At 64.3% G+C, this 17,568-nt stretch carries 17 protein-coding genes; 9 read left to right on the top strand and 8 right to left on the bottom strand.

Annotated features, from left to right (window positions below):
• Window positions 1–142: 142 nt before the first annotated feature.
• The 4 genes from L630_RS0103965 to L630_RS0103950 all read left to right on the top strand — a co-directional run bounded on the left by L630_RS0103965 (window position 143) and on the right by L630_RS0103950 (window position 5,179).
• Window positions 143–571 carry a L,D-transpeptidase gene (locus L630_RS0103965; RefSeq protein ID WP_024846990.1) on the top strand — a complete coding sequence of 143 codons (429 nt, stop codon included), beginning with the start codon at window positions 143–145 and terminating at the stop codon, window positions 569–571.
• Window positions 572–665: 94 nt separating this feature from the next.
• On the top strand, window positions 666–3,503 hold the full coding sequence (locus L630_RS0103960) for a molybdopterin oxidoreductase family protein (RefSeq protein WP_024846989.1): 2,838 nt from the start codon (window positions 666–668) through the stop codon (window positions 3,501–3,503).
• On the top strand, window positions 3,500–4,261 hold the full coding sequence (locus tag L630_RS0103955; RefSeq protein ID WP_024846988.1) for a 4Fe-4S dicluster domain-containing protein: 762 nt from the start codon (window positions 3,500–3,502) through the stop codon (window positions 4,259–4,261). The genes L630_RS0103960 and L630_RS0103955 overlap by 4 nt, the downstream gene beginning before the upstream one ends.
• 3 nt (window positions 4,262–4,264) lie before the next feature.
• On the top strand, window positions 4,265–5,179 hold the full coding sequence (locus tag L630_RS0103950; protein WP_024846987.1) for a DmsC/YnfH family molybdoenzyme membrane anchor subunit: 915 nt from the start codon (window positions 4,265–4,267) through the stop codon (window positions 5,177–5,179).
• A 3-nt stretch (window positions 5,180–5,182) separates the two neighbouring features.
• On the opposite strand, the gene L630_RS0103945 is transcribed toward L630_RS0103950, so the two are convergent.
• From L630_RS0103945 to L630_RS0103920, 6 genes are all read right to left on the bottom strand, one after another.
• Window positions 5,183–6,130, bottom strand: a complete 948-nt coding sequence (locus L630_RS0103945) for a lipid A biosynthesis lauroyl acyltransferase (RefSeq protein ID WP_051473089.1) — start codon at window positions 6,128–6,130, stop codon at window positions 5,183–5,185.
• Complete coding sequence (locus L630_RS0103940; RefSeq protein WP_024846985.1) at window positions 6,130–7,158, bottom strand: zinc-binding dehydrogenase; 1,029 nt, start codon at window positions 7,156–7,158, stop codon at window positions 6,130–6,132. The genes L630_RS0103945 and L630_RS0103940 overlap by 1 nt, the downstream gene beginning before the upstream one ends.
• A gap of 126 nt (window positions 7,159–7,284) precedes the next feature.
• Window positions 7,285–8,559, bottom strand: coding sequence for a beta-ketoacyl-ACP synthase (locus tag L630_RS0103935; RefSeq protein WP_024846984.1), 1,275 nt, complete (start codon window positions 8,557–8,559; stop codon window positions 7,285–7,287).
• A gap of 10 nt (window positions 8,560–8,569) precedes the next feature.
• Window positions 8,570–9,757, bottom strand: a complete 1,188-nt coding sequence (locus tag L630_RS0103930; RefSeq protein ID WP_024846983.1) for a beta-ketoacyl-ACP synthase — start codon at window positions 9,755–9,757, stop codon at window positions 8,570–8,572.
• Window positions 9,758–9,785: 28 nt separating this feature from the next.
• Window positions 9,786–10,067 (bottom strand): acyl carrier protein, encoded by a 282-nt coding sequence (locus L630_RS0103925; protein ID WP_024846982.1) that lies wholly within the window; start codon window positions 10,065–10,067, stop codon window positions 9,786–9,788.
• Between the two features lie 137 nt (window positions 10,068–10,204).
• A complete protein-coding gene (locus L630_RS0103920; protein ID WP_024846981.1) occupies window positions 10,205–10,765 on the bottom strand; it encodes a histidine phosphatase family protein in 561 nt (186 codons plus the stop codon).
• 123 nt (window positions 10,766–10,888) lie between these two features.
• On the opposite strand from L630_RS0103920, the gene L630_RS0103915 reads away from it, so the two are divergent.
• The 3 genes from L630_RS0103915 to L630_RS0103905 all read left to right on the top strand — a co-directional run bounded on the left by L630_RS0103915 (window position 10,889) and on the right by L630_RS0103905 (window position 14,409).
• Window positions 10,889–11,839: an AEC family transporter gene (locus L630_RS0103915; protein WP_024846980.1), complete on the top strand. Its 951-nt coding sequence runs from the start codon at window positions 10,889–10,891 to the stop codon at window positions 11,837–11,839.
• A 91-nt stretch (window positions 11,840–11,930) separates the two neighbouring features.
• Window positions 11,931–13,388 (top strand): NAD-dependent succinate-semialdehyde dehydrogenase, encoded by a 1,458-nt coding sequence (locus L630_RS0103910; protein WP_024846979.1) that lies wholly within the window; start codon window positions 11,931–11,933, stop codon window positions 13,386–13,388.
• 1 nt (window position 13,389) lies between these two features.
• The gene (locus L630_RS0103905) at window positions 13,390–14,409 is read left to right on the top strand and encodes an aldose epimerase family protein (protein ID WP_024846978.1); all 1,020 of its coding nucleotides are present in this window, start codon (window positions 13,390–13,392) and stop codon (window positions 14,407–14,409) included.
• On the opposite strand, the gene L630_RS0103900 is transcribed toward L630_RS0103905, so the two are convergent.
• Complete coding sequence (locus L630_RS0103900) at window positions 14,410–15,330, bottom strand: sugar kinase (protein ID WP_024846977.1); 921 nt, start codon at window positions 15,328–15,330, stop codon at window positions 14,410–14,412.
• 86 nt (window positions 15,331–15,416) lie between these two features.
• Here L630_RS0103900 and L630_RS0103895 point away from each other — a divergent pair, with 86 nt between their 5' ends.
• A complete protein-coding gene (locus L630_RS0103895) occupies window positions 15,417–15,848 on the top strand; it encodes a FixH family protein (RefSeq protein WP_024846976.1) in 432 nt (143 codons plus the stop codon).
• Window positions 15,849–15,857: 9 nt separating this feature from the next.
• On the top strand, window positions 15,858–17,045 hold the full coding sequence (locus tag L630_RS0103890) for a cytochrome c peroxidase (protein ID WP_024846975.1): 1,188 nt from the start codon (window positions 15,858–15,860) through the stop codon (window positions 17,043–17,045).
• Window positions 17,046–17,049: 4 nt separating this feature from the next.
• On the opposite strand, the gene L630_RS0103885 is transcribed toward L630_RS0103890, so the two are convergent.
• Complete coding sequence (locus L630_RS0103885; protein ID WP_034329277.1) at window positions 17,050–17,502, bottom strand: Lrp/AsnC ligand binding domain-containing protein; 453 nt, start codon at window positions 17,500–17,502, stop codon at window positions 17,050–17,052.
• Window positions 17,503–17,568: the final 66 nt, after the last annotated feature.

The following is a 17,568-nucleotide window of genomic DNA, read 5'->3' as shown; positions in this document are numbered from 1 at the left end:
TGGGGCTTGTGAATGAGCCAGCCGCTCACGCGGATGTGAGAGGACCGCGGCAGGGGTTTGTTAGGATATGGCGAATCATATGGCGGGCCTTGCGCTTGCGTTCGCCACGATGAATCATTTCAGCAGTATTGGGTGTGGGGTCATGATGCGTCTTCGTCTCGCCGTTGTCGCGGGAACTTGCCTCTTGTCGGTTGCGGGTGCGCAAGCGTCAGCGCTCGTTGCGCGGGTCGATGTCGCCGAGCAGAAGATGGTCGTCAGCCAGTACGGCAAGGTGATCCACGAGTGGACTGTCTCCACCGGCGCCGACGAATTCGGCGGCACTCCCCGCGGGGAGTACCGGCCCTATCGCATGCACAAGATGTGGCGCTCGCGCACCCACAACGGCGAGGAAATGCCGTACTCGGTCTTCTACGACCGTGGCTGGGCGGTCCATGGCACCAACGAGGTGGATCGGCTCGGCAGCCCGGTCTCCCATGGCTGCGTGCGCCTCGACCCTCAGCATGCGGAGATCTTCTACTCGCTGGTCAACAAGGTCGGCGCCGGCAATACCCGCATCATCATCGAGAACTGAGCTGGTCGAATATTCCACATCATGTGGAGCGCGGGGCATTTCTTTCCCGCGCGCAGTTCACTAGCCTTGCGGGCTGCAGGAGGAGCGGCCAGGCATGACCCAGCACCCGATCGATCTCTCGAAGCCCGTCTCCGACGAGGTGCGAAAGACGACGTGCTACATGTGCGCGTGTCGTTGCGGCATCGACGTCCACCTGAAGGACGGCAAGATCCGCTATATCGAGGGCAACCGCGACCATCCGGTCAATAAGGGCGTGCTGTGCGCCAAGGGCTCGGCCGGCATCATGCAGCACTATTCACCCGCGCGGCTGTCATCGCCAATGCTGCGCACCGGCCCGCGCGGCTCTGGCGAGTTCCGCAACATTTCCTGGGATGAGGCGCTTGCCATCGCCACCGAATGGCTGGGCGAAGTGCGCGCCCGCGACCCGAAAAAGCTCGCCTTCTTCACCGGGCGCGACCAGTCGCAGTCGCTGACCGGCTTCTGGGCGCAGCAGTTCGGCACGCCGAATTACGCCGCGCATGGTGGCTTCTGCTCGGTCAACATGGCTGCTGCCGGCATCATGACGATTGGCGGCGCGTTCTGGGAGTTCGGCTCGCCGGACTGGGAGCGGACGAAGCTGTTCGTCATGTTCGGCGTGGCGGAGGACCACGACTCGAACCCGATCAAGATCGGCATCTCGAAGCTTAAGCAGCGCGGCGCGCGGTTCGTGTCGGTCAACCCGGTTCGTACTGGCTATTCAGCGGTTGCTGACAGCTGGATCGGTGTGCGGCCGGGTACCGATGGCCTCCTGATCCTGGCGCTCGTCCACGAGCTCCTGAAGGCGCGGAAGATCGACGTCGAGTACCTGGTGCGATACTCGAATGCGCCGTGGCTGGTGATTGACGCTCCGGGCACGGGCCAGCACGGCCTGTTTGCGCGCGACAAGGACGGCAAGCCCCTCGTCTGGGAGACGGTCACCGAGCGTCCCGTTGCTGCGGGTAGCAAGGGCGCACAGCCGGCGCTGAGCGGCCTTTACCGGCTCGACGACGGAACCCAAGTGCGTCCATCATTCGAGCTTCTGGTCGAAGAGTATCTCGACGAGCGCCATTCGGCGGAGGCCGTAGCCGACAAGATCGGCATTTCTGCCGCCACGATCCGTGGCCTCGCGGCCGAGATTGCCCGCGTTGCTTTCGAAGAGGCGATCGAGATCCCGCAGCCGTGGACCGATGTGTACGGCAACCATCACTCGAGCTACATCGGCCGCCCGGTCTCGTTCCACGCGATGCGTGGCATTTCCGCCCATTCCAACGGCTTCCAGACGGCGCGCGCGTTGCACCTCCTGCAGGTGCTGATCGGCTCGGTCGACTGCCCCGGCGGGTTCCGCTACGAGCCGCCATATCCGAAGCCGGTGCAGGCACATCCGCGACCGCACGGCCGCGCCGAGCATTTTGGCTCTAACCAGCCGCTTGCGGGGCCGCATCTCGGCTTTCCGCTTGGGCCTGAAGATCTGCTGGTCGACGAGGACGGGCAACCATCGCGCATCGACAAGGCGTTTTCCTGGGAAGCCCCGTTCTCGGCGCACGGGCTGATGCACATGGTGATCGCCAACGCACATGCGGGCGACCCGTATCCGGTCGACGTGCTGTTCCTCTACATGGCCAACATGGCCTGGAACTCGTCGATGAACACGGCAGGCACCATCCGGATGCTGGAGGACAAGGACGAGGCAACCGGCGAGTACCGCATCCCGAAGATCATCTACTCCGATGCCTATTCGTCGGAGATGGTCGCCTATGCCGACCTGGTGCTGCCCGACACCACCTATCTCGAGCGCTTCGACTGCATTTCGCTGCTCGACCGGCCGATCTCGGAGCCGGATGCCGCCAGCGATGCCATCCGCTGGCCGGTGGTTGAACCCGACCGCGACGTGCGCCCGTTCCAGAGCGTGCTGATTGACCTCGGCTCAAGGCTGAAGCTGCCGGGCTTCGCCGACAGCCGCGGTCAGCCGCTCTACCGCGATTATGCCGACTATCTGGTCAGGCACGAGCGCCGACCGGGCATTGGCCCGCTGGCGGGCTTCCGCGGCACCGACGGCACGCGTGCAGGCAGAGGAGCGGCGAACCCGAAGCAGCTCGACCGCTATATCGAGAACGGCTCGTTCTTCTCGGCGCACATTCCGCTCGAGGCGCAGTTCTTCAAGCACGCCAACGCTGCCTATCAGGACTTCGCCGTGAAGATGGGCTTCTTCGACACGCCACAGCCGGTGACGTTCCAGCTGTGGTCGGAGGAACTCCAAAAATTCCGGCTGGCGGCGCAGGGGCTGCGCGCGCCGCACGCGCCCGAGCCATACCGGGATCGCATCTCGTCCGCCTTCACGCCGCTGCCGCTCTGGTACGAGCCGCTGGAGGAGCAGGCCGTGTCGGGAGAGGAGTTTCCCTATCACGCCATCACCCAGCGGCCGATGGCGATGTACCATTCCTGGGGCTCAATGAATGCGTGGCTCAGGCAGATCTACACCCAGAATTATCTCTTCGTGCCGGGCGAGATCTGCGACGCGCACGGGCTGAAGGACGGCGACTGGGCGTGGCTCACGTCCAACCACGGCCGCATCAAGGTGCCGGTGAAGCGTACCGATACGGCAAACCGCGACACGATGTGGACGTGGAATGCGATCGGGAAGCGCGGCGGCGCCTGGGCGCTCGACCCCGACGCTCCGGAGTCCGAAAAAGGTTTTCTCTTGAATCACTTGATCAACGAACTTCTACCGCCGGAGCAGGATGGTATGCGCTGGTCGAACTCCGATCCGATCACCGGTCAGGCCGCCTGGTACGACCTGCGCGTGCGCATCGAGAAGGCCGACCCGCCCGCGCGCAGCGAGCCACGCTTCGAGCCGGTCAGGAAGGCGACAAACACGGCAGCCGAAATCCGCTACGGGCAGGAGTGGAGCGAATGACCTGCCTGCCGTCACAGCCGACGCCGAAGAAGCTCGGCCTCGTCATCGACCTCGACGTTTGCGTCGGCTGCCACGCCTGTGTCGTCTCCTGCAAGGAGTGGAACACCGGCGGCTATGGCGCGGCGCTGTCTGATCAGGACCCGTACGGCGCGGATGTTTCGGGCACATTCCTCAACCGCGTCCATTCCTTCGAAGTGCTACCCGAAGGGGCGGAGGTGGCGGCGGAGAGGGGACACACGCGGCTCGTCCACTTCCCGAAGTCATGCCTGCATTGCGAGAACGCGCCGTGCGTGACCGTGTGCCCGACTGGCGCGTCCTACAAGCGGGCGGACGACGGAATCGTGCTGGTCGACGAGGACATGTGCATCGGTTGCGGGCTTTGCGCCTGGGCGTGTCCCTATGGCGCGCGCGAGATGGACATCGCCGCCGGTGTCATGAAGAAGTGCACGCTGTGCGTCGACCGAATCTACAACGAGACGCTTGCCGAGGAGGATCGCGTGCCGTCCTGCGTGCGCACCTGCCCGACCAACGCCCGCCATTTCGGTGACCTTGCCGACCCGAATTCGTCAGTGTCAAAAATGGTCGCCGAGCGCGGCGGGTTTGACCTGATGCCGGAGCAAGGGACGCTGCCGGTCAACAAGTACCTGCCGCCGCGCCCGAAGCAGCGCCTCGAGGACATCAAGCCGCTCGCCGCCACCGACACGTCGGGCGCGAAGGGCTTATTTGCATGGGTTGATTCCGTGCTGGAGCGGCTCTGACGCATGCATCCCGCCTACTCGATCATCTTTTTCACCACGTCTTCCGGGCTTGGCTATGGCCTCGCCGCGATGCTTGGCCTCGGGCTGCTCGATCCGTCGTCCGCCTGGGTGAAGTTCGCGCATGTGCTGGCGCTCGCGCTCATTGCTGGGGGCTTGCTCTCCTCGACCTTCCATCTAGGTAACCCGCAGCGTGCCTGGCGTGCGCTGTCGCAATGGCGCTCCAGCTGGCTGTCGCGCGAGGGCGTGCTGGCGATCCTTACTTTCGTACCGCTCGCCATTTCGGCTTGGTTTGCGGTGTTCGAGAGCACGCACCTGCCGCTGATTGGCCTCCTTGGCACCGCCGGCGCGATCGCGACTGTCTACTGCACGTCGATGATCTACGCCTCGCTGCGCTCGATACAGGCGTGGAACACGCCGCTGACGTCCACATGCTACCTGCTCTTTGCGGGTGCGGGTGGCAGTCTCCTGGCGGCTCTTGTTGCCGCTTGTGCAGGTCAGACAAGCTGGCACTTTGCGCTGATTGCCATCCTGCTGCTGGCGGCAACTTGGGTGGCCAAGACCCAGTGGCGCAATCGGCTTGACGAGGCACCTCTCTCCACGCCGGAAACGGCGACCGGACTCGGTCATCTCGGCAAGGTGCGGCTGTTCGAGCGCCCGCACACCAACGAAAACTACCTGACGCGCGAGATGGGTTTTCGCGTTGCGCGCAAGCACGCGGACAAGCTGTTCAGGATCGCGCTGGTGACAGGGGGCGCCATACCAGTCCTGCTACTGCTCGTTTCGCTGCTGTTGGGGCAGGGCGCGGCGGCAGTCGTGCTGGCGCTCGCCGTGCTGTTGCATGCGCTTGGGGTGCTGGTGGAACGCTGGCTGTTCTTCGCCGAGGCACGGCACGCCGTGATGAACTACTACGGCGGCTAGGGCCTACTTGATTTCCCAGCGCTTGTGGAACCACATCCACTGGCCGGGATCTTCGCGCACCCACTGTTCGACCACGTCATTGAGAAGCTGAGTTGTCGCGGCGACGTCGACGACGCCCTTCTCGTTGCGCGGTAGCTCAAGCTTTTCCTGAAGCTCCAGCCGGAAGCGATTGCCGGGGAGGCGGATAGAGCGCGCCGGATAGACGTCGCAGTCGTACTGACGCGCGAGCTTGCCAATCAGCGGGCTGGTCATGCACTCGCGCCCGAAGAAGGTCGTGCGCAGGCCGCGCGTAAACTTCTGGTCGACAAGCGCGCCGATATTGCCGTCGGCTTCCAGCACGCGCGCGAGCGTGAACGCCGCGCCGGTGCGCGAGGCTACCATGTCGCTCATGTGGTTCGAGCGGGTCGAAAACAGGTACTTTGCGATGTAGGGATTGTTCGGCGCGCGGAACAGCACCGAGATCGGCAGGCCATAGGCGGCCGCCGCGATCGGCAGCAGCTCGAAATTGCCCATGTGCGCGGTGAAGACGATGTGCGGCCGGTCGCTTTCCTCGCGGATGCGCAGGAAGATCTCCTCGCCGATGACCTCGACGCGACCCGGCTTTTCCTGGCCCGGCACGTAGTCGAACAACTGGTCGATGAAGATGTACTCGCCGAAAAGGCGGGCCATGTGGCCCCACATGTCGAGCGCGAGCGCCTCGACCTCAGCTTCGGTCTTTTCCGGATAGGCTTTGCGGATATTGTCGAGCGTGATCTGGTGGCGCTTGGTGAGCGGCCCGATGCGCTTCGCAACCCTTTCGGCGAAGGCAAGCGCCTTTTCCGGCGGCAGCAGGCGCAGCATGTAGAGCACGCTGCGCGCCAGCTGCGCGATCAGCCAGTACTGGGCAGTCTTCAGGCCCCGCAGGGTACGCGCAATGATGGGCCGCAGGAGCGGCGCGAGGCCGCCCGACATCAGGCGACCCGCAGGATGATCTTGCCGAACACGTCGCGGCCTTCCATGCGCTCAAGCGCACGGCCGATCTCGTCGAACGTGACTTCGGTGTCGATGACCGGGCTGACGAGGCCGCGAGCCATCTTCTGCATGGCATCGGCCATGTTTTCCATGCGGCAGCCGAACGAGCCAAGCAACTTCAGCTGCTGCTGGAACAGCTGCATCAGGTTGATCTGGGTCGAGACGCCCGAGGTCGAGCCGCAGGTGACGAGGCGGCCGCCGCGCTTGAGCGAAAGCATCGATCCCGCCCAGGTGTCCGCACCGACATGTTCGAAGACGACGTCGACGCCCTTCTTCTTCGTCAGCTTGCGGACGACGCCCTCGAAGCGGTCCTCGCGGTAGTTGATGACGTGGTCGGCGCCGAGCGCCTTCGCCTTCTCGATCTTGTCGTTCGAGCCGACGGTGGTAATGACCGTGCAACCCATGCGCTTGGCGAGCTGGATCGCGGCCGAGCCGATGCCGGAGCCGCCGGCATGGATAAGGATCGTCTCGCCGGGCTCGAGCTTGGCGTTGTCGAACAGCATGTGCTCGACGGTGCCGAAGGTGACCGGAGCAACAGCGGCACCGATCTCGTCCACTCCCGGAGGAGCGACGACCAGCAGGCGGGCTGGCAGGTTCACCAGTTCCTGCGCAAATCCGTCGAGATGAAAGCCGTGGACGCCGCCGACATGCTCGCAGAGATTGTCGCGCTTCTCGCGGCAAGCACGGCAATGGCCGCAGGTGCGCGCGCCGTAGATCGAAACCAACTGGCCGGGCAGGAGGTTGGCGACGCCGTCGCCGATCGCCTCGATGACACCCGACGCTTCGGCGCCGACCACGAGCGGCATCTTGCGCTTGGCGAATGCCATGCCGCGCCAGCCCCACACGTCAATGTGGTTGAGCGCCACCGCCTTGATCCGCACAGTGACTTCGCCGCGTGCCGGCGGCGGGGGCAGGGGCAGGTCAACGGCTTCGAGACGCCGGTCCTCGACGAGTTGCAATGCGCGCATGTTCTTTCGTCCTCAAGCAGCTCGGCCGATGCGGAACAGGTCCGCATCCGGAATTGCGATGATCAAGGCAGGAGGCGACGGCGCCTCTAATGGGCGCGATCGCTCCAGCCAAGTGATTGCAAGGGCCTAGCCGGGTTCGCGTGCCATGACAAGGCACGCGTTCTGGCCGCCGAAGCCGAAGGAGTTCGACAGCACCGTGCGAACCTCGGCCTCGCGCTTCACGTTCGGCACGACGTCGAGCTCGATGGCGGGGTCCGGATTGTCGTAGTTGATGGTCGGCGGGATGACGCCGTTCTGCATCGTCAGAACCGAGAACACGGCCTCGACCGCGCCCGCAGCCGACAGCGTGTGGCCGATCATCGACTTGTTCGACGAGATCGGCAGCTTCTTCATGCGCTCGCCGAACACGGTCGACAGCGACAGATGCTCCATCTTGTCGTTTTCCGGCGTCGAGGTGCCGTGGGCGTTGATGTAATCGATGTCGTCGGCCGAAATTCCGGCATCGGCAAGCGCCGCATTGACCGTAGCGATCGCCGGCGAGGCATCGGGCTTTGAGCGCGTGCGGTGGAAGTCATCCGCCTTTTCGCCGCAGCCGGCCATGATGCCAAGGACCTTTGCCCCACGGGCGAGCGCGCTTTCGAGCGACTCGAGCACCAGAGCTGCCGAGCCTTCCGCCAGTACGAAGCCGTCGCGGTCCTTGGAGAACGGCTTCGATGCCTTCTCGGGGAATTCGTTCTGGGTCGACAGGGCGGAAAGCAGCGAGAAGCGGATCAGCGCCTCGGCGGTTGCCGAGCCATCGGCGCCGATGGCCAGCGCACGGTCAGCTTCGCCACGGCGGATCGCCTCGACGCCAAGCTGGATCGCGGTGGCGCCCGATGCGCAGGCGGTCGAAAGCGTGATCGGCAGGCCGCGCGCGCCAAAACGGTCGGAGAGGCGGTCAGCGATTGCGCCGAACTGGGTGCTCTCGAAGGTTTCGCTGCGCAGCTGCTCGCGCGCCACGGCCAGGAGCCGCTCATAGGGCGGCAGGTCGTGGTTGGCGCTGTCATAGAGCGAGAAGCGGTCGCGCCAGTCGAGCTCGACCGGTGGCGAGGCCAGGAAAAGCGGGCCGCCGAAATCATTGGTCGAGAGACCCGAGCCGGAGATGGCTTCCAGCGCCGACAGTTCCGCGAGCTCGTAGGTGAGGGCGCTGGCGCCCTTGTTGCTCGACGGCAGGAAGTCGACGGTACCGCAGATCGTCGTGTTGAGGTGGTCCGTCGGGAAGCGCGTGATCGGGTGGATGCCCGAACGTCCGGCGGTCAGCGCAGCCCAGTTGTCTTCAACGCCCTGTCCGAGCGACGTGACGACGCCGATGCCGGTGATGGCAACGATAGGGCGGCCGAGGTGGTCGGTGGTCTTGGTCATCGGCCGTCTCCTAAGCCGCGACGACGAGGGCAGCGCCCTCGAAACGATGATGTCCAATGGCGGTGGCAAGCGCAGCCTTCGGCGCGCCGTCAAGTTCCGCCTCGTTCTCAGCGTCGAATGCCGGATACGACGCGCCGTTCTTTACCGCGAGCGCGGCAAGGGCGACCGCGAAGGGGAACTGCGCTTCGCGCAGATGTCCGGTGAGTGAAGAGAAGCCGCGAAGCGCGAAATTGCCGGCGGACTGCAAGGCCCGGCGCTCGGCGCCGGTCGCGACATGGGCGCCGGATGCACCCGAAACAGCAAGCATCTTTTCTGCCGGCAGGTCGAAGCGGCGGACAAGGCCGGAGATCGCCTCGTCGAGGTTGCCCTCAGCACGGCGGGCGCGGCCCGATGCGACGTCCTGGATGACAGCGTAGATCTTTGCGCCACGAGCTTCGGCGTGGGCACGCGATTCCAGAACCAGGAACGCAGCGCCCGAGCCGGAAATCACACCCCCGCCGTCGTTGCTCGCACGCGACCACACAGGCTTCCATCGCTTACGGTGCAGGAAGCCACCCAGTTCATACGTCAGCAGCATGTCGGGATGCTCGGTCTGGAACGCACCACCGACGAGGGCGTGCGTCGACTGGCCGGCACGGATGCGGGCTGCCGCCGTCTCAACGGCCGCAACGCCTGCGCCTTCCTCGCCCATGAAGGTGCGGGATGAGCCGGTCACCTTGTGAACGATGGAGATGTTGCCGGCGAGCAGGTTGGAAAGCTGCGCAAGAAACAGCGTCGGGCGAAGCTCGGTGGTGAGCTTCTCGTTGAGCAGGACCTCGCGGTCGTTGCGCTTGAGCCCGGCGTCGAGGATGCTCTGGTCGACGGCTTCGTCGCGTTCGCCGCCGCCTGCCGCCACGATCATGTCCATGGTCGTGACGAGAGCGTCGTCGCCCTTCATCCCGGCATCGTCCAGCGCAAGGCCAGCCGTGTAAGTGCCGAGGCGCTGCCAGGTTTCCATCTGGCGCTGGTCGCCACGCTTGGGGATCTGCTGGCCCCAGTCGATCGGCGGCAGCGGGTGGATGGTGTAGGGCGCAAAGCGCTCAGCATCGATCCGGGGAGCCTGGCCCGGCGTCGAAAGTACCTGCCAATGGCTGTCTGCCCCTTCGCCAAGGGACGACACCAGCCCGATGCCGGTGATGACGACGTCGCGCTCGCTCATGCCGGACTCTTCTGTCTTTAATGCGTTATCAGGCGTTCTTCGCCGCGACCAGCGCGTCGATTTTGGCGCAGAGGTTCTCCATGACGAAGTACTCCTCGGTGGAAGCCTTGCCGTCATTCACTTCCTGCGTCCACTTCTCGAGCGGGATCTTGATGCCGAACTCCTTGTCGATCGCGAACACGATGTCGAGGAAGTCCAGGCTGTCGATGCCGAGATCGTCAATGGTGTGGCTCTTCGGCGTGATCGTCTCGCGATCAATCTCGCTGGTCTCGGCGATGATGTCGGCGACCTTGTCGAATGTCGATGTCACTGTGCTTCCCTCTGACAACCGGGGCTGATCATATTACTATCGCGGCTGTCTAATCCGTTTTCTATGGCAGGGAAAGGGCAGCGGGGCAAAAATGCCGCCTTCTCCGCCGCGTCCGCCAGATGCGGTAGCCCGCGCAACTAGTTGAAAACGATCCGCCCGATCGCCTTCAGGCTGTCGCCCTCGGGTGCGACAATGACCGCTTCCGCCTCCCGAGGCTTCACGCCCGTCCAGGCCGCGACGTTTTCCCGGTGCGTGACCAAGACGAGGTTTCCGGAGCCGGAATAGTTCCGAATCATGTCGAGCACGATCTGGTGGCCCTTTTCGGCGAGTTCCGGCTCACGCTCCACCGAGTCGAGCGCCGGCAGCTCCTCTACGAGGCCCGGTCCGAAGGCAATCTTCGCCGTGTCCAGCGTGCGGCAGTAGCGGCTCGCATAAACCTTCTCGACCGGCTCGGCGCGCGCGGCGATCAGAGCTCCTAGCTTTCGGGCCTGCTGGCGGCCGCGCTCAGAAAGATTGCGCTGGGTGTGGCAGTTGCCAAGTGCGAAATTGGCAGGGTCGCCGGTGCCTGGCGCATTCGCGTGAACCAGCAGTACGACCTGTCCGCCCTCGCGAAGAAGCGCCCAGCCAGCTTCGGTAGCCTCTGCCGGTGCAACCGCCGCAAATAACAAACCGATGAGGAGAACCGCTGTCCGACGCATTCAGAATCCCGTTTCCTGGGTCATATAGGGAGGGGATCACGCAGCGAAAGGCAAGCAAGCATTACAAACGGCCGTGAACCGGGTCTGCTTGCAGGTGCGGAGGGATTAGGTTACGCGGAGGTCATGTTCGAGCTGGGCGAGACGATCGCATTCGTTTTTGGGGTGGTGGCGCTCGGCTACATTGCCGGCTGGACCGGACTGTTGCGATCTGCGAGCGGCGATGCGCTGACCGAGTTTGCCGTTGCTGTGGCGTTGCCCGCGCTTCTCTTCCGGACCATGGTGCAGATCGACCTGCATGGCGCGACACCCTGGCGGCTATGGCTCGCTTATTTCGCGGTGATACCTTTCGTCTGGACTGCCGGGCACCTCATAATTACCGGCTTGTTCGGCCGGGAGCGCCCCGCTGGTGTCGTCGGCGGCGTTGCGTCATCCTTCTCCAACATGCTTCTGCTCGGCTTTCCGCTACTGACCAGCGTCTACGGCCAGCCGGGGCTCGACGTCCTGTCGCTGCTGATCTCCATCCACCTGCCGGTGATGCTGGCTGCATCGATCGTCACTTTCGAATGGGCGCGAAGCGGGCAGGGCGGCTCCATATCGCCAGCGAGGATAGCGAAGGACTTCTTCGGGAAGCTGTTCTCCAATCCGCTGATCATTGGCATCCTCTGTGGCCTCGCCTGGAGAGTGACAGGCTGGCCGGTGCCGTCGCTCGCAATGCGTTTCATTGACGCCTTTGCTGGCATTGCAGGGATCATCGCGCTGTTCGCGATGGGGCTCGGGCTGCGCAAGTACGGCATCGGCGGCAATGTGAAGCCGGCAATCGTGCTGGCGCTGCTGAAGTTGTTTCTCATGCCAGCGCTGGCGCTGGTCTCGGCCTATCTTGCCGGGCTGCCAGTAGTCGCCGCGCAGGTGGTTGTCGTGGTTGCGGCGATGCCTACCGGGGTGAACCCCTATCTGATCGCTTCGCGTTTCGGCACCGGGCAGATGCTTGCGTCCAATACGATGACGATCTCGACGGCGGGCGCAGTCGTAACCACCGTGTTCTGGCTGGCGGTGGCACAAGCGGTTTTTACCTGATCCGCCTTGGCTTGCGCGCGGCAAACCCTATTCTACGGTTCAATTCACCGACATCCCGACGGCGCGATGCGCCGCAATTCAGGAGGAATTCATGCTTCAGAAAACGAGCCACTTCATGCGCCAGGCGAACCTGATCGACGGCGAATGGGTGCAGGCCGATTCTGGCGCTACCATCGACGTGATCAATCCGGCGACCGGCCTCAAGCTTGGTACCGTGCCGAAGGCTGGCCGCGCGGAAACCCGCCGCGCGATCGAGGCTGCCGAGCGCGCGTTCCAGACGTTCAAGAAGACGTCGGCGCTGGAGCGCTCCAAACTGCTGCGCAAGCTGCACGACGCCATCATGGACAACCAGGACGCGCTGGCGGAACTGCTGACCATGGAGCAGGGCAAGTCGCTGACCGAGGCCAAGGGCGAGATCGCCTCGTCGGCTGCCTATGTGCTGTGGTTCGCCGAGGAAGCGCGTCGGGCCTATGGCGACGTGGTGCCGAGCCCGTGGGCTGACCGTCGCATCCTCGTCACTCGCGAGCCGGTCGGCGTCATCGCGGCGATCACCCCGTGGAACTTCCCGTCGTCGATGCTGTCGCGCAAGATCGCTCCGGCAATCGCGGCTGGCTGCACGGCGGTGGTGAAGCCGGCCTCGCAGACACCGTATTCCGGCCTTGCCTGGGGCGCGCTGTGCGAGGAAGTCGGCATCCCGAAGGGCGTCATCAACATCGTCACCGGCTCTGCCGGTGAGATCGGCGACGAGCTTTGCGAGAACCCGATCGTCAAGAAGATCACCTTCACCGGTTCGACCGAGGTCGGCAAGCTGCTGATCGCAAAGTCCGCCTCGACCGTGAAGAAGGTATCGATGGAGCTTGGCGGCAATGCGCCGTTCATTGTCTTCGACGATGCTGATCTCGACCGAGCGGTCGAGGGCGCCATCGTTGCCAAGTACCGCAACTCCGGCCAGACCTGCGTCTGCACCAACCGCTTCTTCGTCCAGGCCGGCATCTATGACGAGTTCGTCGAGCGCCTTGCTGCTGCGTCGAACAAGCTCAAGGTCGGCCCGGGCCTGGAGGAAGGCGTGCAGCAGGGACCGTTGATCGATGAGCGCGCGGTCGAGAAAGTCGAGGAACTGATCGCCGACGCCAAGGCCAAGGGCGGCAAGATCGTTGCGGGCGGCAACCGCCACGAGCTGGGCGGATCGTTCTTCCAGCCGACGGTGATCGCGAACGCGACCCCCGAGATGAATTTCATGAAGGACGAGATCTTCGGCCCGGTGGCCCCGGTCTTCAAGTTCGAGACCGAAGAGGAAGCGATCAGCCTCGCCAACGACACTGAATTCGGCCTTGCCTGCTATTTCTACACCGGCGACCTCGGCCGCGCCTTCCGCGTCATGGAAGGCCTGAAGTACGGCATGGTCGGAGTCAACGAAGGCCTCATCACCACACCAGAGGCACCGTTCGGCGGCGTCAAGGAATCGGGCCTCGGCCGTGAGGGCGGTCATCAGGGCATCGATGACTATCTCGACACCAAGTATGTCTGCATCGGCGGCCTTGGGCTCTGACATGCAGCGCGAAGCGTTCGGCATCACCCTTGAAGGCGAGGTTGTCGAGCGCATCACTCTTGAGGGAGGCGGGCTGACTGCCCGCTTCCTCACCTACGGCGCGACCCTGCAGGATCTCCGCCTTGCGGGACATGATGCGCCGCTGGTGCTCGGCTTCGAGAAGCTCGAGCACTACGTTTCGCAGACCTACTATTTCGGCGCGACCGTCGGGCGCTATGCCAACCGCATTGCGGGCGGCAGTTTCCGCCTCGACGGCCAGCTTTACCAGACCGACCGAAACGACGGCCCGAACACGCTGCATGGTGGCTCGAAGGGCCTCGACCGCCGCGTCTGGCAGGTGGCCGACCTTGGGAAGGATTTTCTCACCCTGAAGATTGCCGACCCGTCCGGCACGATGGGCTTTCCGGGCAGCGTAGAGATATCCTGCACATTCTCGCTGAAGCAGGGCGGCAAACTTGCGATCGAAATGAAGGCGAAGACCGACCGGGCGACGCTCGTCAATCTCGCGCACCACTCCTACTTCAATCTTGATGATGGCGGAGAGGGCAGCATCCTCGACCATCGGCTCAGCATTGCGGCGATGGCGTATACGCCGACCGACACGGCGTGCATCCCGACAGGCGAGGTGCTGCCGGTTGCCGGGACCGATTCCGATTTCCTGCTGCCGCGAGCAATCCGTCTACGCGAGGAAAACCGTGTCGCTTACGACCATAATTTTTGCGTTTCTTCCGCTCGCGGATCGCTGCGGCGCGTGGCGTGGGCGCAAGGCAGCAAATCTGGCGTCGAGATGGAGGTGTGGTCGACGGAGCCCGGCCTGCAGTTCTTCGCCGGGCAGTTTCCGGATGTCGAGGTTCCGGGGCTGGGCGGCATGCATTACCGCACCCATGCCGGCTTCTGTTTGGAACCGCAGATATGGCCCGACTCGCCGAACCGGCCTTACTTCCCGCAGGCTGTGCTGCGCCCCGGCGAAGTCTATCGCCAGCTCACCGAATATCGCTTCCGTGGTCCGGACGAGGCCTGATCAGCCGGCGAAGGCCGCGCGCAGGGTCTCGAACGGCGCCAGGGCACCGCGCACCTGGACGACGGCGGCGGCCACGCGGTGGCCGTGCCGGGCTGCCTCGACAGGATCTTTTCCCTGCAGCCGGGCGGCGAGATAGCCGCCGTTAAACGAGTCGCCCGCACCGGTGGTGTCGACCGGGTTGATGACGTGCTGCGCAGCGACTGTCTGGCGCGTACCGTCGGCAACGACCAGCGCCGGCTCCTCGCCGTTCTTGACGACGATTTCCTTCACGCCGAGCGACGCGAGGCGGTTTGCCGTCGCTTCAAGGTTTGCATCACCGAACAGCGCCTGCTCGTCCGGGAAGGTCGGCAGGCAGATGTCGGCGAGCTTGCTTGCAGTCGAGATCGCCTCACGGGCCTCTTCGAGCGAGGGCCACAGGCGCGGGCGGTAGTTTGGGTCGAAGGCGACCAGGCTGCCGGCGGCGCGAGCGCCCGTGATCGCGGCGAAGAGGTTTTCCCGCGCGCCGGGCTCAAGAATTGCGAGCGTGATTCCGGAAAAGTAGATAAGTGCCTTGTTCTCAAGGCTTTTCTTCAAAAGTCCCGGTTCGTCGGCCAGCTTGCGGGCGGCGGAATCGGCGCGCCAGTAGGTGAAGGAGCGCTCGGCACCCGTCAGCGTGATGGCATAGAGGCCGGGCCGCGCGCCGGGAATGCGCGGGCTGGCTGCCGTGCGGATGCCGTTCTGCGCAAAAAAGTCGAGCTGCTGCTGTGAGAAGGGGTCGTCGCCGAAAGCGCTAACGTAGTCTGTCGCCTGTTCTTCGGGGAGCAGCGCCCGCAGAGCCCACATGACGTTGAACGTGTCGCCGGCGTGGTTCAGCTTCCAGTCGCCGGTGCCGGTCCCCGACAGTTCCAGCATGCATTCGCCGATCGACGCCGTACCCTTCATTTTGTCTTTCCTTGACTGGTTCGCGTGCTTGTCTACACCGCATTGGATATGAGGCAAAGGGTGCTGCACGCTTCCGGAGGGGGACGATGAAGAGGTGGATCGCAGGTCTGGTGGTCGTTGCCGCGCTGGCCGCTGCGGCCGTGTTCGGCATGCGGATGATGGCGCAGCCGCCAGAAGAGCTCGACCTTGCGAGGGATAAGCCCTCCGCGAACCAACTCTACCGAGTCTCGATCCAGCCGGAACTCGATCCGCCGGCGATCGGTACGCTGCACAATTGGATCGTCACCGTGCTGCTGTCGGACGGCGAACCGGTCGTGGACGCGAAGATTTCCGTCGCTGGCGGCATGCCGCAGCATGGCCACGGCCTGCCAACGGCGCCACAGGTAACCAAGCAGCTCGGTGAGGGGCGTTATCTAGTTGAGGGTGTACGCTTCAACATGGGCGGCTGGTGGGAACTGAAATTCACGATCGACGCGTCCGCCGGCAGCGACAACGTGACGTTCAACCTGACCTTCTGACGCTCACACATGTCGAAGCGGTTCCTCCTTGTCGTCCTCGCCGCCGGGCTGCTCTCCGCGTGCTCGCGCGAGCCATTCTCGGAGGAGGAAATGCAGGCCATCGCGCAGTTGCGTCTTTCCCAACTTGCGCCGCTAAAGCCCGATCCGAGCAACCGCTTTGCCGACGATCCGGCTGCCGCGGCGCTGGGCGAGGCACTTTTCTTCGACACGAGGCTGTCGCGCGATGGCACGGTCGCTTGCGCCACCTGCCACCTGCCGGACCGGCAGTTCCAGGACGATCTGCCTCGTGGGCACGGCATTGGCGTCAGCGACCGCCGCACCATGCCGCTCGCGGGCGTCGCGCATGGCCAGTGGTTCTTCTGGGACGGACGGAGCGACAGCCCGTGGGCGCAGGCGCTGACGCCGATCGAGGATCCGCGTGAGCATGGCTTTACCCGCGCTGCCGTGGCTGCCGTGATCGCGGAGGCGTATCGCGAGCAGTATGAAGCCGTCTTTGGTCCGGTGCCGGATGTCGAGGTGCACGGGGCCTCGCCGCTCGGCAATGAGGAAGAACAGGCGGCCTGGAAGGCGCTTGGGCCGGAAGAACAGGAGGCGGTCAACATCGTCTTCGCCAATGCCGGCAAGGCGCTGGCTGCGTTCCAGCGCACTATCGCCCATGAGGAAACCCGCTTCGATCGCTACGCGGAAGCGATCGTCAGCGGGCGGGAACCTGTTGCCGGGGACGCCTTTAACTCGCTCGAGATCGAAGGACTGAAGCTGTTCATCGGCAAGGCGGGCTGCATCAACTGCCACAACGGCCCGCGCTTCACCGACGATTTTTTCCATAACACGGGGGTGCTTACCCCGGAGGGGCTGCCGGTCAATCGCGGACGGATCGATGCGATAGACGAGGTACTGGCCGACCCTTTCAACTGCTTAGGCAAATACAGCGACGCCTCACCTGACGACTGCCGCGAGCTGCGCTTCATCGCCCGGGATGATGCGGCGCTCGTTGGCGCCTTTAAGACGCCGTCGCTGCGTGGGGCCGCCAGCCGCGCGCCGTACATGCACGCCGGACAGTTTTCGACTCTTGGCGAGGTCATCGACCACTACTCGACGGCGCCGGCCGCGCCCGTTGGGACCAGCGAGATCGGACCGGTCGCCTTTACCGACCGGGGCAGGGCGGCACTAATCGCCTTTCTCAAGACGCTCGACTGAGCCGCTAGTGGTCCTTCACCGTCTCCATCGCGACATAGGTCGACGTTTGCGCCACATGCGGCAGCGCCGAGATCCGCTCGCCAAGGACGCGGCGGTAGGCGGCGATGTCCTTGGTGCGCACCTTGAGCAGGTAGTCGAAGCTCGACGCAATCATGTGGCATTGCTCGACTTCGGGAATCGTCAGCACCGCCTTGTTGAACGCATCGAGCGCTGCCGAGCGCGTGTCTGACAGCTTCACCTGCACGAAGGCGACGTGGCCCTCGCCCATCCGCTCGCGGTCGACGATTGCCGCATAGCCGCGAATGTAGCCCTCGCGCTCGAGTCGCTTCACGCGCGCCTGTACTGGAGTCTTTGACAATCCCACCTTCGCGCCGAGCTCGGCCGCGGAAAGCCGGCCGTTTGCAGAAAGTGCGGCCAGGATGTTGCGGTCGATACGATCCAACTGGTCTTCAGCCATGGGAATACCTGGTTCACGTGCCCATCTATTGGTGATCTGAATAGATCGATCGACCTGCGGTGTCGA

The sequence above is a fragment of the Aminobacter sp. J41 genome (assembly GCF_000526635.1).
Classification (GTDB): Bacteria; Pseudomonadota; Alphaproteobacteria; order Rhizobiales; family Rhizobiaceae; genus Aerobium.
The sequence above is the reverse complement of the archived record's forward strand: the minus strand, read 5'-3'. Positions and strand labels throughout refer to the sequence as shown.

Coding starts and splice junctions, on each gene's coding strand:
- L630_RS0103965 (WP_024846990.1), top strand. CDS start 143: ATGATGCGTCTTCGTCTCGCCGTTGTCGCGGGAACTTGCCTCTTGTCG.
- L630_RS0103960 (WP_024846989.1), top strand. CDS start 666: ATGACCCAGCACCCGATCGATCTCTCGAAGCCCGTCTCCGACGAGGTG.
- L630_RS0103955 (WP_024846988.1), top strand. CDS start 3,500: ATGACCTGCCTGCCGTCACAGCCGACGCCGAAGAAGCTCGGCCTCGTC.
- L630_RS0103950 (WP_024846987.1), top strand. CDS start 4,265: ATGCATCCCGCCTACTCGATCATCTTTTTCACCACGTCTTCCGGGCTT.
- L630_RS0103945 (WP_051473089.1), bottom strand. CDS start 6,130: ATGTCGGGCGGCCTCGCGCCGCTCCTGCGGCCCATCATTGCGCGTACC.
- L630_RS0103940 (WP_024846985.1), bottom strand. CDS start 7,158: ATGCGCGCATTGCAACTCGTCGAGGACCGGCGTCTCGAAGCCGTTGAC.
- L630_RS0103935 (WP_024846984.1), bottom strand. CDS start 8,559: ATGACCAAGACCACCGACCACCTCGGCCGCCCTATCGTTGCCATCACC.
- L630_RS0103930 (WP_024846983.1), bottom strand. CDS start 9,757: ATGAGCGAGCGCGACGTCGTCATCACCGGCATCGGGCTGGTGTCGTCC.
- L630_RS0103920 (WP_024846981.1), bottom strand. CDS start 10,765: ATGCGTCGGACAGCGGTTCTCCTCATCGGTTTGTTATTTGCGGCGGTT.
- L630_RS0103915 (WP_024846980.1), top strand. CDS start 10,889: ATGTTCGAGCTGGGCGAGACGATCGCATTCGTTTTTGGGGTGGTGGCG.
- L630_RS0103910 (WP_024846979.1), top strand. CDS start 11,931: ATGCTTCAGAAAACGAGCCACTTCATGCGCCAGGCGAACCTGATCGAC.
- L630_RS0103905 (WP_024846978.1), top strand. CDS start 13,390: ATGCAGCGCGAAGCGTTCGGCATCACCCTTGAAGGCGAGGTTGTCGAG.
- L630_RS0103900 (WP_024846977.1), bottom strand. CDS start 15,330: ATGAAGGGTACGGCGTCGATCGGCGAATGCATGCTGGAACTGTCGGGG.
- L630_RS0103895 (WP_024846976.1), top strand. CDS start 15,417: ATGAAGAGGTGGATCGCAGGTCTGGTGGTCGTTGCCGCGCTGGCCGCT.
- L630_RS0103890 (WP_024846975.1), top strand. CDS start 15,858: ATGTCGAAGCGGTTCCTCCTTGTCGTCCTCGCCGCCGGGCTGCTCTCC.
- L630_RS0103885 (WP_034329277.1), bottom strand. CDS start 17,502: ATGGCTGAAGACCAGTTGGATCGTATCGACCGCAACATCCTGGCCGCA.